Source organism: Clostridium nigeriense (assembly GCF_050585265.1).
GTDB lineage: Bacteria > Bacillota > Clostridia > Clostridiales > Clostridiaceae > Clostridium > Clostridium nigeriense_B.
In genome coordinates this window covers 14,769-30,648 of sequence record NZ_JBNOOE010000010.1, presented here as the reverse complement: position 1 = coordinate 30,648, position 15,880 = coordinate 14,769, and the positions used below count along the sequence as shown (strand labels likewise).

General features: G+C 30.9%; 18 protein-coding genes and 1 tRNA gene. 1 reads left to right on the top strand and 18 read right to left on the bottom strand.

All coding sequences use genetic code 11. The features are described from left to right. Nucleotides 1–35 precede the first annotated feature (35 nt). From rplK to ACQPVP_RS10415, 14 genes are all read right to left on the bottom strand, one after another. A complete protein-coding gene (gene rplK, locus ACQPVP_RS10480) occupies nucleotides 36–461 on the bottom strand; it encodes a 50S ribosomal protein L11 (RefSeq protein WP_430843137.1) in 426 nt (141 codons plus the stop codon). A 70-nt stretch (nucleotides 462–531) separates the two neighbouring features. Then, nucleotides 532–1,053 (bottom strand): transcription termination/antitermination protein NusG, encoded by a 522-nt coding sequence (gene nusG / locus ACQPVP_RS10475; RefSeq protein WP_430849754.1) that lies wholly within the window; start codon nucleotides 1,051–1,053, stop codon nucleotides 532–534. A 36-nt stretch (nucleotides 1,054–1,089) separates the two neighbouring features. Beyond that, nucleotides 1,090–1,323 carry a preprotein translocase subunit SecE gene (secE, locus tag ACQPVP_RS10470; protein WP_430843141.1) on the bottom strand — a complete coding sequence of 78 codons (234 nt, stop codon included), beginning with the start codon at nucleotides 1,321–1,323 and terminating at the stop codon, nucleotides 1,090–1,092. A gap of 51 nt (nucleotides 1,324–1,374) precedes the next feature. Then, entirely contained in the window at nucleotides 1,375–1,524 is a 150-nt protein-coding gene (gene rpmG / locus ACQPVP_RS10465; protein ID WP_430843143.1) for a 50S ribosomal protein L33, read from the bottom strand. Between the two features lie 174 nt (nucleotides 1,525–1,698). Then, nucleotides 1,699–2,892 carry an elongation factor Tu gene (gene tuf, locus ACQPVP_RS10460; RefSeq protein ID WP_430849752.1) on the bottom strand — a complete coding sequence of 398 codons (1,194 nt, stop codon included), beginning with the start codon at nucleotides 2,890–2,892 and terminating at the stop codon, nucleotides 1,699–1,701. A 136-nt stretch (nucleotides 2,893–3,028) separates the two neighbouring features. After that, a tRNA-Thr gene (locus ACQPVP_RS10455) sits at nucleotides 3,029–3,104 on the bottom strand. An 87-nt stretch (nucleotides 3,105–3,191) separates the two neighbouring features. Next, nucleotides 3,192–3,821 (bottom strand): RNA polymerase sporulation sigma factor SigH, encoded by a 630-nt coding sequence (gene sigH, locus ACQPVP_RS10450; RefSeq protein ID WP_430849898.1) that lies wholly within the window; start codon nucleotides 3,819–3,821, stop codon nucleotides 3,192–3,194. Between the two features lie 64 nt (nucleotides 3,822–3,885). Further along, nucleotides 3,886–4,401: an NYN domain-containing protein gene (locus ACQPVP_RS10445; protein WP_430849750.1), complete on the bottom strand. Its 516-nt coding sequence runs from the start codon at nucleotides 4,399–4,401 to the stop codon at nucleotides 3,886–3,888. A gap of 21 nt (nucleotides 4,402–4,422) precedes the next feature. Continuing rightward, entirely contained in the window at nucleotides 4,423–5,316 is an 894-nt protein-coding gene (rlmB, locus tag ACQPVP_RS10440; protein ID WP_430849748.1) for a 23S rRNA (guanosine(2251)-2'-O)-methyltransferase RlmB, read from the bottom strand. 39 nt (nucleotides 5,317–5,355) lie between these two features. Beyond that, on the bottom strand, nucleotides 5,356–5,772 hold the full coding sequence (locus tag ACQPVP_RS10435; protein WP_430849746.1) for a Mini-ribonuclease 3: 417 nt from the start codon (nucleotides 5,770–5,772) through the stop codon (nucleotides 5,356–5,358). Nucleotides 5,773–5,816: 44 nt separating this feature from the next. After that, nucleotides 5,817–7,217 (bottom strand): cysteine--tRNA ligase, encoded by a 1,401-nt coding sequence (gene cysS / locus ACQPVP_RS10430; protein ID WP_430849744.1) that lies wholly within the window; start codon nucleotides 7,215–7,217, stop codon nucleotides 5,817–5,819. Between the two features lie 11 nt (nucleotides 7,218–7,228). Further along, complete coding sequence (locus ACQPVP_RS10425) at nucleotides 7,229–8,941, bottom strand: proline--tRNA ligase (protein WP_430849742.1); 1,713 nt, start codon at nucleotides 8,939–8,941, stop codon at nucleotides 7,229–7,231. A 391-nt stretch (nucleotides 8,942–9,332) separates the two neighbouring features. Then, a complete protein-coding gene (ispD, locus tag ACQPVP_RS10420) occupies nucleotides 9,333–10,001 on the bottom strand; it encodes a 2-C-methyl-D-erythritol 4-phosphate cytidylyltransferase (protein ID WP_430849740.1) in 669 nt (222 codons plus the stop codon). Between the two features lie 11 nt (nucleotides 10,002–10,012). Continuing rightward, the gene (locus ACQPVP_RS10415; RefSeq protein ID WP_430849738.1) at nucleotides 10,013–11,107 is read right to left on the bottom strand and encodes a PIN/TRAM domain-containing protein; all 1,095 of its coding nucleotides are present in this window, start codon (nucleotides 11,105–11,107) and stop codon (nucleotides 10,013–10,015) included. A gap of 213 nt (nucleotides 11,108–11,320) precedes the next feature. On the opposite strand from ACQPVP_RS10415, the gene ACQPVP_RS10410 reads away from it, so the two are divergent. Further along, the gene (locus ACQPVP_RS10410; RefSeq protein ID WP_430849736.1) at nucleotides 11,321–11,710 is read left to right on the top strand and encodes a DUF1573 domain-containing protein; all 390 of its coding nucleotides are present in this window, start codon (nucleotides 11,321–11,323) and stop codon (nucleotides 11,708–11,710) included. 67 nt (nucleotides 11,711–11,777) lie between these two features. Here ACQPVP_RS10410 and disA read toward each other — a convergent pair whose 3' ends face one another. The 4 genes from disA to ACQPVP_RS10390 all read right to left on the bottom strand — a co-directional run bounded on the left by disA (nucleotide 11,778) and on the right by ACQPVP_RS10390 (nucleotide 15,838). Continuing rightward, nucleotides 11,778–12,842 carry a DNA integrity scanning diadenylate cyclase DisA gene (gene disA / locus ACQPVP_RS10405; protein WP_430843029.1) on the bottom strand — a complete coding sequence of 355 codons (1,065 nt, stop codon included), beginning with the start codon at nucleotides 12,840–12,842 and terminating at the stop codon, nucleotides 11,778–11,780. Between the two features lie 20 nt (nucleotides 12,843–12,862). Further along, a complete protein-coding gene (gene radA / locus ACQPVP_RS10400; RefSeq protein ID WP_430849734.1) occupies nucleotides 12,863–14,230 on the bottom strand; it encodes a DNA repair protein RadA in 1,368 nt (455 codons plus the stop codon). A gap of 163 nt (nucleotides 14,231–14,393) precedes the next feature. Further along, a complete protein-coding gene (gene nagB, locus ACQPVP_RS10395; protein WP_430849732.1) occupies nucleotides 14,394–15,119 on the bottom strand; it encodes a glucosamine-6-phosphate deaminase in 726 nt (241 codons plus the stop codon). Beyond that, nucleotides 15,116–15,838 (bottom strand): GntR family transcriptional regulator, encoded by a 723-nt coding sequence (locus tag ACQPVP_RS10390; protein WP_430849730.1) that lies wholly within the window; start codon nucleotides 15,836–15,838, stop codon nucleotides 15,116–15,118. Before ACQPVP_RS10390 ends, nagB begins: the two co-directional genes overlap by 4 nt. Nucleotides 15,839–15,880: the final 42 nt, after the last annotated feature.

The following is a 15,880-nucleotide window of genomic DNA, read 5'->3' as shown; positions in this document are numbered from 1 at the left end:
GTGTTAACGGTTTTTACCTCCCACTTTTTTACGAATTACTCTTCAACAGTTACTCCCATACTTCTTGCAGTACCTTCGATCATGCTCATAGCAGTTTCGATGTTTGCTGCATTTAAGTCAGGCATCTTTAACTCAGCAATTTTTCTAACTTGTTCTTTTGTTATTTTACCAACTTTAGTTCTATTCGGAACTCCTGAACCACTTTCGATTCCTAATTCCTTCTTTATAAGAACTGCTGCTGGTGGAGTTTTTAGTATAAAACTAAAAGATCTATCTTGGTAAACTGTTATAACAACTGGTATTATTAATCCAGCTTGGTTAGCAGTCTTTGCATTGAACTCCTTACAGAATCCCATAATGTTAACACCATGTTGACCTAATGCTGGTCCTACTGGTGGTGCTGGTGTCGCCTTACCTGCAGGAAGTTGAAGTTTAATCATCCCTGTTACTTTCTTAGCCATGTTAATATTCCTCCTATACTGTGGTAATACGGACTTATGTCCTCCCACCTTATTAAAAGATTAGTTTATATTAAACTAATTTTTCAACTTGTGTAAATTCTAGTTCAGTTAGAGTTTCTCTACCAAACATATCAATTAACGCTTTAATTTTGCGTTTTTCTAGATTTATCTCTTGTATTATAGCCACAAATTCTCTTAGTGGACCAGAGATAACTCTTACACTTTCCCCTACTTCTAAATCAATTTCTACTGGAGCTTCATTAACTCCCATAGACTCAATTTCTTCATCTGTTAGGGGAACTGGTTTAGAAGCTGGGCCAACAAAACCTGTTACACCCCTAGTGTTTCTAACCACATACCATGACTCATCAGTCATTAGCATTTTTACTAACACATATCCAGGAAACTTCTTTTTTAGAGAAATCTTTTGTTTCCCATCTTTTTCTTCTACAACTTCCTCCATAGGCACTTGAATGTCTTGAAGTAAGCTTTGAAGATTTCTATTTTCAATGGTTTTTTCAAGATTTGCTTTAACTTTGTTTTCGTAGCCTGAGTATGTGTGTACAACATACCATCTTGCTCTTTCGCTCATATTTTCTTATAGGCGATCACCCGCCTAAACCTCCTTTTATTTTAGTTTTAAAAAGAATCCAAAGAGGTTTTGAAAAATATAATCTAACCCACCTACTAATATAAGATATATTAGTACAACTACGCCAACTGCAATTAACGCTTTTTTAGTTTCATTTTTAGAAGGCCAAGTTATTCTTTTAACTTCTGCTTTTACCTCTCTAAAAAATTTGAATACACCACCATTACTTGGTGATTTTTTAGTTAAATTCACATTTTCCTTAACAGCCATTACTTCACATCCTTAATCTTTGTGAGTATATGTCAACACTATATCAGCTAATTACTTAGTTTCTTTATGAGTTGTATGCTTTTTACAGAACTTGCAGTATTTATGCATTTCTAATCTGTCTGGGTCATTTTTCTTATTTTTCATTGAATTGTAATTTCTTTGCTTACACTCTGTGCATGCTAAAGTTACCTTTACTCTCACAGTCTGCACCTCCAGTTTACCGTAAATAATATAAAAATCTACTACTTTATGTTAATTTGTTTTCGTTAATTACTTAAACACATTATCACAAAACATGTATTATGTCAATATATAAACCTTGCATTGGGCTAGGTAATGAAACCCAACCCAATGCATTATATAATTTAATTATTACTATTCTATTATGCTAGTAACAACTCCTGAACCTACAGTTCTTCCACCTTCTCTGATCGCGAATCTTAATCCTTCGTCCATAGCAACTCTTGTGATTAATTCAACGTTCATATCGATGTGGTCTCCTGGCATAACCATTTCCATTCCTTCTGGTAATTTGATTGATCCAGTAACGTCTGTTGTTCTGAAGTAGAATTGTGGTCTGTATCCATCGAAGAATGGAGTATGTCTTCCACCTTCTTCTTTCTTAAGTACGTATACTTGACCTACGAACTTGTTGTGTGGTTTAACAGATCCAGTTTTTGCTAATACTTGACCTCTTTCGATGTCTGTTCTTTGAACACCTCTTAAAAGAGCTCCGATATTATCTCCAGCTTGCGCTTCGTCTAGTAACTTTCTGAACATTTCTATTCCTGTTACTACTACTTTTCTGCTTTCTTCTGATAATCCAACGATTTCTACTTCGTCTCCTACGTGAAGAACTCCTCTTTCAACTCTTCCTGTAGCAACTGTTCCTCTACCAGTGATTGTAAATACGTCTTCTACTGGCATTAAGAATGGCTTATCTGTTGCTCTTTCTGGTGTTGGGATGTAGCTATCTACAGCATCCATTAATTCTAGGATTGGTGCGATTGCTTTTTCATCTGTTGGGTTTTCTAAAGCTTGTAATGCTGATCCCTTAATTATTGGAATATCATCACCTGGGAAGTTGTATTCTGATAATAATTCTCTAACTTCCATTTCTACTAATTCTAATAATTCTTCATCATCTACCATATCTGCTTTGTTTAAGAATACTACTATGTAGTCAACTCCAACTCTTGATGCTAGTAGGATGTGTTCTCTTGTTTGTGGCATTGGACCATCTGCTGCTGATACAACTAAGATAGCTCCATCCATTTGTGCTGCTCCTGTAATCATGTTCTTAACATAGTCAGCGTGTCCTGGACAGTCAACGTGTGCATAGTGTCTGTTGTCTGTTTGATATTCAACGTGAGCTGTGTTGATTGTGATTCCTCTTTCTTTTTCTTCTGGAGCCTTATCAATTTCATCATATTTGAATGATTCTGCTAATCCTCTGTTTGCTAATACTGTTGTGATAGCAGCTGTTAAAGTTGTCTTACCGTGGTCAACGTGACCGATTGTTCCAATATTTACGTGTGGTTTACTTCTTTCGAATTTTTGCTTTGCCATTGTAAAATCCTCCTTTAATCTTTGTAATAAACTTTGCCTAGCGTTTTCTAGTTTTTTTGTTGATATATTGAGCCCACACAAAGATCAAAGCAACCTAAAATTACAATAATCGCAATTAGTGAGCACTCAACTATATTGGAGCTCATGATCGGGATTGAACCGACGACCTCCGCCTTACCAAGGCGACGCTCTGCCTACTGAGCTACATGAGCATTTCCATCTTTTTTAGTTTACATTTTAATATACCAATTATAAAGTTTACTATTGTTCAAAAAATTTGTCAATATGAATTTATTGACTTATTTTTCGCTATAAAGACATTTTTCAAGTTTTCTCTTAACTCTTTGAAGTGCATTATCTATAGACTTCGCTTGCCTATCTAAATCACAAGCAATTTCCTGATATGACTTTCCATCTAAATAAGATTGAAGAACTTCCATTTCCAAGTCAGAAAGTACTTTAGCCATTTCTCCTTCAATATGTTTTATTTGTTCTTTTCCTATTATAAGTTCCTCAGGGTCTGTTATCTTAAATTCAGATAATACATCAATTAAAGTTCTATCCGACTCTTCCTCATAAATTGGTTTGTTTAAAGATATATATGTGTTTAGGGGGATATGCTTTTGTCTAGTAGCTGTTTTTATAGCCGTTATTATTTGCCTAGTTATACAAATTTCCGCAAAAGCCTTAAAGCTGGTTAATCTATCAGCTTTAAAATCTCGTATAGCTTTATATAAACCTATCATTCCCTCTTGATAAATATCTTCCTTATCTGCTCCAATAAGAAAATACGATTTAGATTTAGCCTTTACAAAATTTTCATACTTTGAAATTAAGTATTCTTGAGCTCTGCTGCTTCCTCTTTTAGCCTCATCAACCACTTCCTCATCCGATTTATTTTGGAATTCAACATATAAAGTTTCTTCCATTCTAATACTTTCCACTATATATCCCCCCCTTTTTTTAAGCCCATACTATAAATAAGTACATATATTATTTACTACGTCTCATAGCTTCTAACTTTTTCAAAACATCATCATCTATATTGTCAAATAAATTATTTTTATTTGATATATTAGTATTTTTTAATGTTTTTCTTTTTATTCTATTTTGTGTATCAAGAACTTCATTGTAAAATTCAATGGAGGACATTCTAACTGCTCCTCTTTGAAAAATAGTTTGTTGCTCAAGCCAATCCGATGTCACAACATAGACTTCAAATCTTCTACCTATGTTATTAACTTCTCTCTCTATATATGAGTCAGCCGTTTCTCCATCCTTAGTAAAAACTATACTTATATTATTATTTATATCTTCCTTCTTTTCAATGCTTCCATTTACCTTATGTGCATCAAAAACGATTATAATTTTACATCCCTCATAAACAGAGTAATTATGTAAACTATCTATTAAACTTTGCCTAGATCCATCAAAACTATAATCTTTTTGAGCCTTTAGATTAGGCCAACTATTTATAACATTATACCCATCAACAAATATTATTTTCACATGGTACCTCTTACGAGATGACTATTTTGCTAGTCTTCCCTTCAATATTTCATACATCATTATACCACCTGCAACCGAAGCATTTAAAGAATTTATTTTACCTACCATAGGTATTTTAACTAACTTATCGCATTTTTTTAAAGTAAGCTTAGATATTCCTCTTCCTTCACTTCCTATAACCATAGCACATGGTCCTCCGAAATTAACCTCATAGCTATATTCATCTCCAGCTATATCTGCTCCATATATCCAAAGGCCTTCTTTTTTTAATTCATCTATAGCAGCATTTATATTTGTTACCTTTGCTATCTTCATATGTTCAATAGCTCCTACTGAACATTTATAAACTGTAGATGTTATACCAACATTTCTTCTCTTTGGTATAATAATACCATGAACACCACATAATTCAGCAGTTCTTATTATAGACCCTAGATTATGAGGATCTTCTATTTCATCTAATATAACTATGAATGGATCTTCGCCTTTTTTCTTAGCTAAATTTAGCATATCTGCTATTTCACAATACTTATATGGTGTAACTTGAGCTATTACTCCTTGGTGATTAGTTCCTCCACTCATAGCATCTAGTTTTTTTCTATCTACTTCTTTTAAAACTAGACCTTTTTCTCTTGCTATATTTATTATTACCTTTATAGAACCTTCCATGTGTCCATTGGCAATATATACAGATTCTATAGTCCTATCACTTTTAAGAACTTCCATTACTGCATTTCTGCCTATGATTAAATCTTCTCTAGTTTCAGCTTCATTTATTTCAAAAGAATTATCTCTATTATCTAATTGTCTTTTATTTCCTTTAGAAAACTGTTTTTTAGGCTTATTCTGACTATCTTCAAACATTTGTCTTTCCATTCTAGCTCTCATTCTAGCTTCTCTTGTTCCTTTAGTCATCTTAATCACTCCTCATCTCTATTATATACTTTTTACAAGTTATGTTACCTGTATTTCAGTAGATTTTTCTAATATATTAAATAGTCTTTCCTTATTTCCCGTCAAGTACAAATAACCAAGTAATGCTTCAAAACCAGTTGCATTCCTATAATCTATAACATTTGCATTTTTAGGTACTGTAGCTGACTTAGTATTTCTTCCTCTTTTATAGATATACAGTTCATCTTCCATTAACTCTTCTTCTATTATATGCATTATATTAGATTGACTTTTTGCTTTAACATAACTAATAGCCTTTACATGAATTTTATGTGCAGATAGTTGTGTATTATTTGAAAGAATGTAATTTCTTATATACACTTCAAATACACCATCTCCTATTAACGCTAACTGCAAAGGATTTAATTGCCTAGCTTCTTCTCTACTAAATTCTCTAATTCTTAAATCCTCTAACATACTTTCTCTCCTTTAAATAAAGGCTGCATTTTGCAGCCTTTATATTAATTTATTTTTTTCCATCTAACACCTTGAGGTGTATCTTCTAAAACTATATTTCTTGCTTTTAAATCATCTCTTATTTTATCGGCTAAAGCAAAATTTCTATCTTTTCTTGCTTGTTGTCTTTCTTCAATTAGTCTTTCTATTTCCTCTTCTAATCTACCCTTAGTTGACTTTTGAAGAATACCTAATGGATTTCCAAGCTCTCTTATTAACTCTAGTGTCTTTTCACAAAGTTCTTTAGATGATTCTATAGAAATGTTTGTATTAATATCCTTTATAAGATCAAATATAGCCGTAATTGCATCAGCTGTATTAAAATCATCATCCATCTTCTCTATATATTTTTGTCTGTAAGAATCTAATGAATTTAGATACTTTTCTTCTGATTCATCCATCTTTTCTTTTTTAACTTCTTCAATTAAATTTTCTAAATTTGAAATAGCATTATATAATCTTTCTACTGACGCCTTAGCAGATTCTAGTAAATCATCGCTAAAATTTAATTGTACTCTATAGTGAGCAGATAACATTAAAAATCTAATTACATCTGCATCATATTTTTCAAGAGCATCTCTTGCAGTTAAGAAATTATTTAAAGACTTAGACATCTTTTGATTATTAACATTTAAATATGCTGAATGCATCCAATACCTAGCAAAAGTTTTTCCTGTTAGAGCTTCACTTTGAGCTATCTCATTTTCATGATGTGGGAAAGCTAAATCCATTCCACCTGCGTGAATATCTATAGTTTCACCAAGTAGTTTTTTTGCCATACATGAGCATTCTATATGCCATCCTGGTCTTCCTAAGCCCCATGGACTTATCCAAGCAGGTTCTCCTGGCTTCTGCGACTTCCATAAAGCAAAATCCATTGGATCTTCCTTTCTTTCATCAACATTTATTCTTGCACCTGATTGAAGATCTTCTAGACTTTGTTTTATTAACTTTCCATAACCACTAAATCTTTTAGTTCTAAAATAAACATCTCCATCTACTTCGTAAGCATATCCTTTTTCAATTAAGCCCTCAACAAAATCTATAATATCGTTTATAAATTCAGTAGCCCTTGGATTAATAGATGCTCTTTTAATATTTAATCCATCTGCATCCTTATAATACTCATCTATATATCTATCACCAATGCATGCAACTGTTGTGCCTTCCTCATTAGCTTTCTTTATCATCTTATCATCTATGTCTGTAAAATTTTGAATAAATTTAACCTTGTATCCTCTATATTCAAAATATCTTCTAATCGTATCAAAAACTATAAATGTTCTACCATTTCCAATATGAAAGTAATTATAAACAGTAGGCCCACAAACATACATCTTAACTTCACCTGGAGTAAGTGGCACAAACTCCTCTTTTTTTCTCGTTAAGCTATTATAAATTTTCATTTAATTACCTCCTATCTAACAGATAATTTGTTTTTCTTAAATTCTTCCTTTACCCTATTAACTACTTCTTCTATTTTTATATTTTCCATTTCAGCTGTTCTAATTTTAAACTCAACTTCACCTTCTGAAATCTTCTTACCTACAGTAACTCTCATTGGAATCCCTATAAGTTCTGAGTCTTTAAATTTAACTCCTGCTCTTTCATTTCTATCATCTAATACTACATCTATTCCAATAGATTTCAACTCTTCATAAATATTATTAGCAATTTTCATTTGCTCTTCGTCTTTAATATTTACTGGTATTACATTTACATGATATGGAGCTACTGCTAAAGGCCAAACTATTCCATTTTCATCATTGTGTTGTTCTATTATAGATGCCATAGTTCTAGTTACTCCTATTCCATAACATCCCATCATAAACGGCCTTTCTTTGCCATTTTCATCTATGAATGTTGCCTTCATAGCTTCAGAGTATTTAGTTCCAAGTTTAAAGATATGGCCTACTTCGGTTCCCCTTGCTATAGTTACTTTTTCTCCACAAACTGGACACTTTTCTCCTTTAGTAATATTTCTATAATCACCAACTACACCTTCAAAATCTCTTCCATAGTTTACATTTTCAATATGATACCCAGTTTCATTTGCTCCTACTATAAAATTATACATATTTGCAACTTCTTCATCAACTAATAAAGTATCCACTTTTATATTTATAGGGCCCGCAAAGCCAACTTGTGCATTAGTAGCCTTTAAAACTTCTTCTGGTGTAGCCATATTTAAATTAACTATTCCACCTAAAGCATTAGATACCTTAACTTCGTTTACTTCTCTGTCACCTCTAACCATTACTGCTACTATTTTTCCATCAGCATTGTATATTAAAGTTTTTGCAAATTTCTTTTCAGTCGTATTAAAGAACTTTACTAACTCCTCAATAGTTCTCGTATTTGGAGTTTCAGCTTTAATTAATTCTTTTAAATCTTCAATCTCACCTTTTTCAACAGTAGAAGGTGCTTTTTCTATATTAGCAGCATAATCACAAGATGTACAGAAAACCACATCGTCTTCTCCTACTTCTGATTTAACCATAAACTCAGCAGAATTTGAACCACCGATTGCTCCTGAATCTGCTTCAACGCATTTTGCATCTATTCCACATCTATTAAATATTTTTATATAAGCTTCATGCATCTTATTATATGATACATCTAACCCTTCTTGATCCTTATCAAAGCTATACGCATCTTTCATTATAAATTCCCTAGATCTCATAACTCCAAATCTTGGTCTTCTTTCATCTCTATACTTAGTCTGAATTTGATAAAGATTTACTGGAAGTTGCTTATATGATTTAATTTCATTTCTAGCTATATCAGTAAATACTTCTTCATGAGTAGGTCCTAGACAGAAATCTCTATTATTTCTATCCTTAAGTCTAAACATTTCTTCTCCGTAAACATCCCATCTACCTGATTCTTGCCATAATTCTGCTGGTAATACTGCTGAAGCTAAAAACTCTTGAGCTCCTGCATTATTCATTTCTTCTCTAACTATATCTTCTACCTTTTTTAAAACTCTTAAACCTAATGGCATATAATTATATATACCTGATGCCATTTTTCTAATCATTCCAGCTCTTAACATTAACTTATGACTATTAATTTCTGCTTCTGCTGGAACCTCTCTTAATGTTGATATTAACATATTAGACATTTTCATTTTTGCTTCCTCCTATTACTTTTATATATATTTTATAACTAGTAGTACATCGCTTGAATATAATATTCTTATATAGCTTCATAAAAATATTTTCATCATCTTTCGTAAATATTTTTTTAAATAAAAAAAGCCCACCCCAATTGCTTAGGGCGAACTTGTATCGCGGTACCACCTAAATTTGTACTTTAATAATTTTAACGATATTAAACCGATAGTTTTTTCCTACAACTCCAAAGCTGGTTCAAATCCTATCGAAAATCTTACAGCCTATGAATTTTCTCTCTGAAAATCGGATTCTACTATTCTTCTTCACTGCTTTATATCTATTTAATTTTAGCTTAATTTATTATATATTCTAACTAAACTAATGTCAATATACTTAGAATATTGATTAAACAAGTTTCTCAGCTAATATTAAATCTTCTGGAGTGGTTACCTTAATATTAGTATAATCACCTTCAAACAAATAGACCTTATTATTATAGTTCTCAACTACCATAGTATCATCTGTAACCGTTAGTTTATCTTCTTTTACTTTTTTATGACATTTCTTTATGATATCAAGCTTAAATACTTGTGGCGTTTGAATAGCCACTAACTCATTTCTATCTGGAGTAGAAATAGAAAAATTATTTTTATCCTTAATCTTAATAGTATCTTTAGGTGTAACACCAGGAGCTGCTGATCCATAAAGCTTTGCATATTTTATTCCATCCTTTATTATTCTTTCAGAAACAAAAGGTCTAGCTCCATCATGGATTAATACTATTTCATCATCCTCTAGTTTATTTAATGCGTTAAATACTGAATCTTGTCTCTCTTTTCCACCTTCTACTATAATATCTACTTTTAAAGAATACTTATTTAATATTTCCTTAGTACAATATTCTATTTCATCTTTTGGTAATACTAAAACAATTTTATCAATATCCTTGCAAGCAGCAAATTTCTCTAATGTATAATATAAAATAGGTTTACCCTTAACTTCTATATACTGCTTACTAACTTTAGCACCCATTCTCTTTCCTTTTCCACCGGCTAAAATTATAGCACTAATCATATAAACACCTACTATTCATCTTTTGGTTTTGCAAATATCATTCTACCTGCAGCAGTTTGTAATACAGAGGTAACTATAACTACTATTTGCTCACCCATGTACTTTCTTCCGCCTTCTACAACTATCATAGTTCCGTCATCTAAATATCCAATACCTTGAGTAGCCTCTTTCCCATCTTTAACCACTACTACTTTCATCTCTTCCCCCGGAAGAACTACAGGCTTAATAGCATTTGCTAATTCATTAATATTAAGTACTGGAACCCCTTGGAATTCAGCAACTTTGTTAAGATTGAAATCATTAGTTATTACCTTACCCTTTAATGTTTGAGCAAGCTTCAATAATTTACTATCTACTTCTTGAATTTCCGGAAAGTCACCTTCCCAAATTTGCGTCTCTATATCTAATTCCTTTTGAATTTTATTTAATATATCTAGTCCTCGTCTTCCTCTGTTTCTTTTTAGAGAATCAGCTGAATCTGATATATGTCTTAACTCATCTAAAACAAAATTTGGTATAACTAATGGTCCTTCAACAAAACCTGTTTGGCATATATCAAAAATTCTTCCATCTATTATAACTGATGTATCCAATACCTTAGGACTACTCTTAGTACTAACCTTTGATTTTTTATCCTTAATACTATTTTTTCTTAGATTTAAAAGGACATTTGAAATATCATCCCTTTTTTCTATAAAAATATTAGCAACTATTATTGCAAATATTAAGTTTAATAAAACAAAAAGTATCGGTCCTAGACCAAATAAATCTATACTATTTAAAGGTAATCCTATCAAAGATGTTAGTATTAATGATATTAATGCTCCAAATCCCCCGTAAATAATTTCAGTTGCTGTAAGTTTTTGAATGTTTTTTTCTATATATTCAATAGCTTTAACAATAGAGTCATAAATACGTGGTGAAACACTATAAAGAATAAGTCCAAATAATAAAGTTATAACGATACGAAAAGATATAATTCCAATTGGTTTAGATAAAAAAGAATTTCCACTTATAAGTATTATATTTAATAAGAATCCACTAACAATGTATCCGCTTATTAAACCTATTATGGTAAATATAACTCTTATAATCTTTTTTAACATATTTTCACCTCCTATTATCTATAATATACTATTTAATTATACCATATAAAGGTATTTGCTAATATTAATAATTATTAAAATCTTATTAATTTAATAATACCCCCTATAAAAATTCAAACATTTAATTTATTATAGGTTTAAGTTAATTACTATTTTCTTTTCAACACTATAACACCATAAACAACAGCCATAACTTTCAAGGAGTTGATGTATATGAAAGATATAATATTTGATAGTTTTCAGAATGATGTTAATGAATCTTTGCTACATCATAGAAGTATTTTAGATTTAATGACAAAATTAAGCGAAGCAAACGCTAGAGTCAATAGAGCTCTTGCTAAAGCAGTGACTAATTGTGGCTGTATAAAAATATCTGCAACAAAACAAGATACTTTTATTGACACTAACAATTCACCACCTTCTTTAAGTACTCATATAGAAGGAGAACTTTGTAATAATTGTCGTGAAGTTATAGAAAATGAAATCGGAAATAGTATATTTTATCTTACTTCTTTATGTAATTGCTTAGATTTGAATTTATATGACATATTTCTAAAAGAAGAAAATAAAATTAATATCTTAGGGAAATTCACCCTTAGATAGTTTTAAAGCAGGATAACCCCTGCTTTTCTATTATTATCTATTTTTTTTGCTTTTATACATCTTATTACTAAATCTCATTTTTTAAGTATATTTGTTCTTTTATCCTCTTCAAGCCACTTCTAATGGCCTTTGCTCTAGCTTCTCCTATTCCATCTACACGATCTAATTCTGAAGTATCAGCTTTAATTACATACTTAAGCTCTTTAAAATGTCTTACTAAATTTTCTATTACCGATACTGGTATTCTTGGAACTTTAAATAATATTCTAAAACCCTTTGGAGAAATTAATGTATCAGTTAATGGCATTCCTGAATATCCTAATAACTTAGCAATTAAATCTAGATCTACTAATTCTTCCGATGTAAGTCTTTGTATTTCATTATATATCTCATTATAATCCATATCTTCCTTACAATAATCTCTTATTAATAATATTCCATCTCTTTCAATAAATCTTATTAGCTCGCTAAGTTGCATTGAAATCAATCTTCCTTCATTACCAAGCTCTACTATATATCTTTTTATTTCCTCTACTATTCTCATTACCATTTCTGTTCTTTGAATAGCTGTAACTACATCAAATATAGTAGTTAAGTCTTGAAACTCTAATAAATTCAAATTATTTATCACTCTATCAAGTACATTTACATATTTTTCTAATGTTTGTATTGCTTGATTTGCTCTTGCAAGAATAATACTACTTTCTTGAAGAACATATTTTAAGTCACCCTTATAGACTGTAATTATGTTTCTTCTCTGAGAAATAGCTATAACTACATTTCCAGTTTGTTTTGCAACTCTATTTGCCGTTCTATGCCTAGTACCAGTTTCATATGTTGTAAGAGTATAATCTGGTACTAGTTGTGTATTTGCATAAATTATTTTTTTTAAGTCGCTACTTAATACTATTGCCCCATCCATCTTTGCTAATTCATAAACATATGCTGGAGAATATTCGGAGTTAATATTAAATCCTCCATCAACTATTTTCATAACTTCTTCGCCATCACCAATTACTAATAATCCACCAGTTTTGGCCCTTAGTATGTTTTCTAATCCTTCTCTCAAAGCTGTTCCTGGACTCATAAGCTTTAATATACTTTTTATTTCTTCATCATCTTTTATCCTCATACATACACTCACCCAATCTATTAGAATATCTTATTAATTGCCTCTCTTAAATTGCTTACACCTGTTATATTAATAGTACTACTATTTGCCTTATCCTTATTTCTTTCTGGAATTATAGCATTTTTAAATCCCATCTTTTCGGCCTCTTTAATTAATCTTTCACAAGAAGCAACTGGTCTAATTTCTCCTGTTAATCCAACTTCTCCTACTATCACTGTTCTCTCAAGTTTTAATCCTGTATTTTTTACACTTGATAATAGTGCCAAAGCTAATCCTAAGTCACCTGTAGTTCCATCTAAAGTAAGACCGCCAACTACATTAACATAAACATCATATTTATAAAATGGTACTCTTAGTTTTTTTTCTAAAACTGCTAAAATAAGTCTTAATCTTTGATTATCTATACCTACAGCTGTTCTACTAGCTAAATGTGTATTGCTTTCACTGACTAAAGCTTGCATCTCAACTAATATAGGTCTAGTACCTTCCATAACCCCTATTACAGCAGAACCTTCTTGATTAAAATTCGTATCTTCTAGGAATATCCTTGAGGGATCGTATATTTCCTTTAATCCTTCCTCTGCCATTTCAAATACTCCTATTTCACTAGTAGTACCAAAACGATTTTTCATTGTTCTAAGAACCCTAAACTCTTCAGTACGTTCACCTTCAAAGTATAATACAGTATCTACCATATGTTCAAGAACCCTAGGACCTGCTAGTTCTCCTTGTTTAGTAACATGTGCTACTATAAACAATGGAATGTTTTGACTCTTTCCTATTCTCATTATAGCATTAGAACATTCCTTAACTTGAGATACACTTCCTGGAGCTGATGTTATAGACTCCTTATAAACAGTTTGAATAGAATCTATAATTACAAATATAGGCTTTAACTCATTAATATATGCTTCTATTAAATCTAGATTAGTTTCAGATAATATATACAGTTGATCTGCATCAACTCCTAGCCTATCTCCTCTAATTTTAATTTGCTCCTCTGATTCCTCTCCCGAAACATATAACACCTTACCATAATTTTTTGATATAGAATATGCTGTTTGAAGAAGTAATGTAGATTTACCAATACCAGGATCTCCTGATATTAAAGTTAACGAACCTCTGACTAATCCTCCACCTAATACTCTATTAAGCTCTTTTAATCCAGTATTATATCTTTCCTTTTCACCTGACTTTATATCCCTTATGCTCTTTGGCATATTTTCTAATACTCTAATATTATTAACCTTAGATTTTACTTCTTTTTGTGTTTCTTTTATTTCTTCTACTAATGTATTCCATTTATTACAATCTGGACATTTCCCTAACCATTTAGGAGACTCATATCCACATTCTTGACAAACAAACATGGATTTAATCTTAGCCATAAAATTTACCTACCAATCTTGTTTATTTCATATAAATTTCTATAAATACTATATCATAAGAAAATTATAAAAACCAATGATATAAAATATAATTTTCTAAAAAATATAAAAGAGTTGTAATAATCATATTATTACAACTCTTTTATAACATTATATCTAAATTCTATAATAATTTTGCTGCTGCTTCATCAATTATTACTACAACATCTCTATGCATTTGTAACATAGATGCTGGCATATTTGTGCTTATCTTTCCATTTACCATTGATTTAACAGCTTTTGCCTTTGATTCACCACTTGCTATAACTATAATCCTTTTAGATTTCATTATTCCACCAAGCCCCATAGTTAAAGCAGTCTTTGGAACCTCATCAATTGAATCAAAAAATCTTGCATTTGCTTTAATTGTATCTTCAGTTAAGTTAGTTAAGTGAGTTCCTGATACTAAAGCATTATCAGGTTCATTAAATGCTATATGTCCATTATTTCCTATTCCCAATAATTGAACATCTGTACCACCTAATTGAGCTATCTTAGAATCATAATTTTTACATTCTTCTTCTACATCTTTTGCTAAACCATTTGGAACATAAGTATTTTTCTTATCTATATTAATGTGGTTAAATAAATTATCATTCATGAAGTATCTATAACTTTGAGGATGATCTCCACTTAAACCAACATATTCGTCAAGATTTACTGTGGTAACATTTGAAAAATCAATTTCTCCCTCTTTGTTCATTTTTATTAATTCTTTATACATACCTATTGGTGAGCCACCAGTTGCTAATCCTAATATAGCTTTAGGGTTATTTTTAACAACCTCAGCCATTTCATTAGCAGCTACTTTACTTAATTCTTCATAGTTCTTCGTAACAATTACCTTCATCGCATTTTCCCCTCTCTTCTCGATATATTTACTTGCAAAATAAATTTATCAGATCTATATATAGCTTCTTCTATAAAAATAAGTTTATTATTTAAATCATAAGTCTTACTAATAATCTTTAGCATAGGAACCTGACTGCTAACCTTAAATGTGTCTTTAAGTTCATCATCCATAATGACTGACATAATTGATGATTGGGAATTATCTATTATATACCCATAATCCTCCAATATTTTGAATAGAGACCCTTTTAGCATTTCTTCATCTATATATCCACAATAATCTACTGGTATATAAACTTTTTCTAGTGCAACACACTCATCATCAACTATACGCTTTCTAGTTATTTTATAAACTTCATCCAAACAAAAAATATCTATAAAATCTTCTGGGGTAGGAATTTTATCAAATTCAATTACTTCAGATCTTAAGTTTTTCCCCATTTGCTTTATTATTTCAGTAAAGCTCATCATATCTTTTTGTTTGAAAGTTTGCTCACATACAAAAGTTCCTTTTCCTTTAATTCTTAGTAGTACTCCCTCCTGAACTAGCTCTCCAATAGCCTGTCTTATGGTCATCCTACTAACTCCATATATTTCACATAGCTCTCTTTCACTTGCTATGCATTCCCCCGGCTTCCATACACCTTCAGAAATCTTAGATGTTAAATCATTTTTTAGCTGATAATAAACCGGAATCGGACTACTCTTATCTATCATTGTTAATCCTCCTATAAATATTATATAAAAAATTGTTATAGA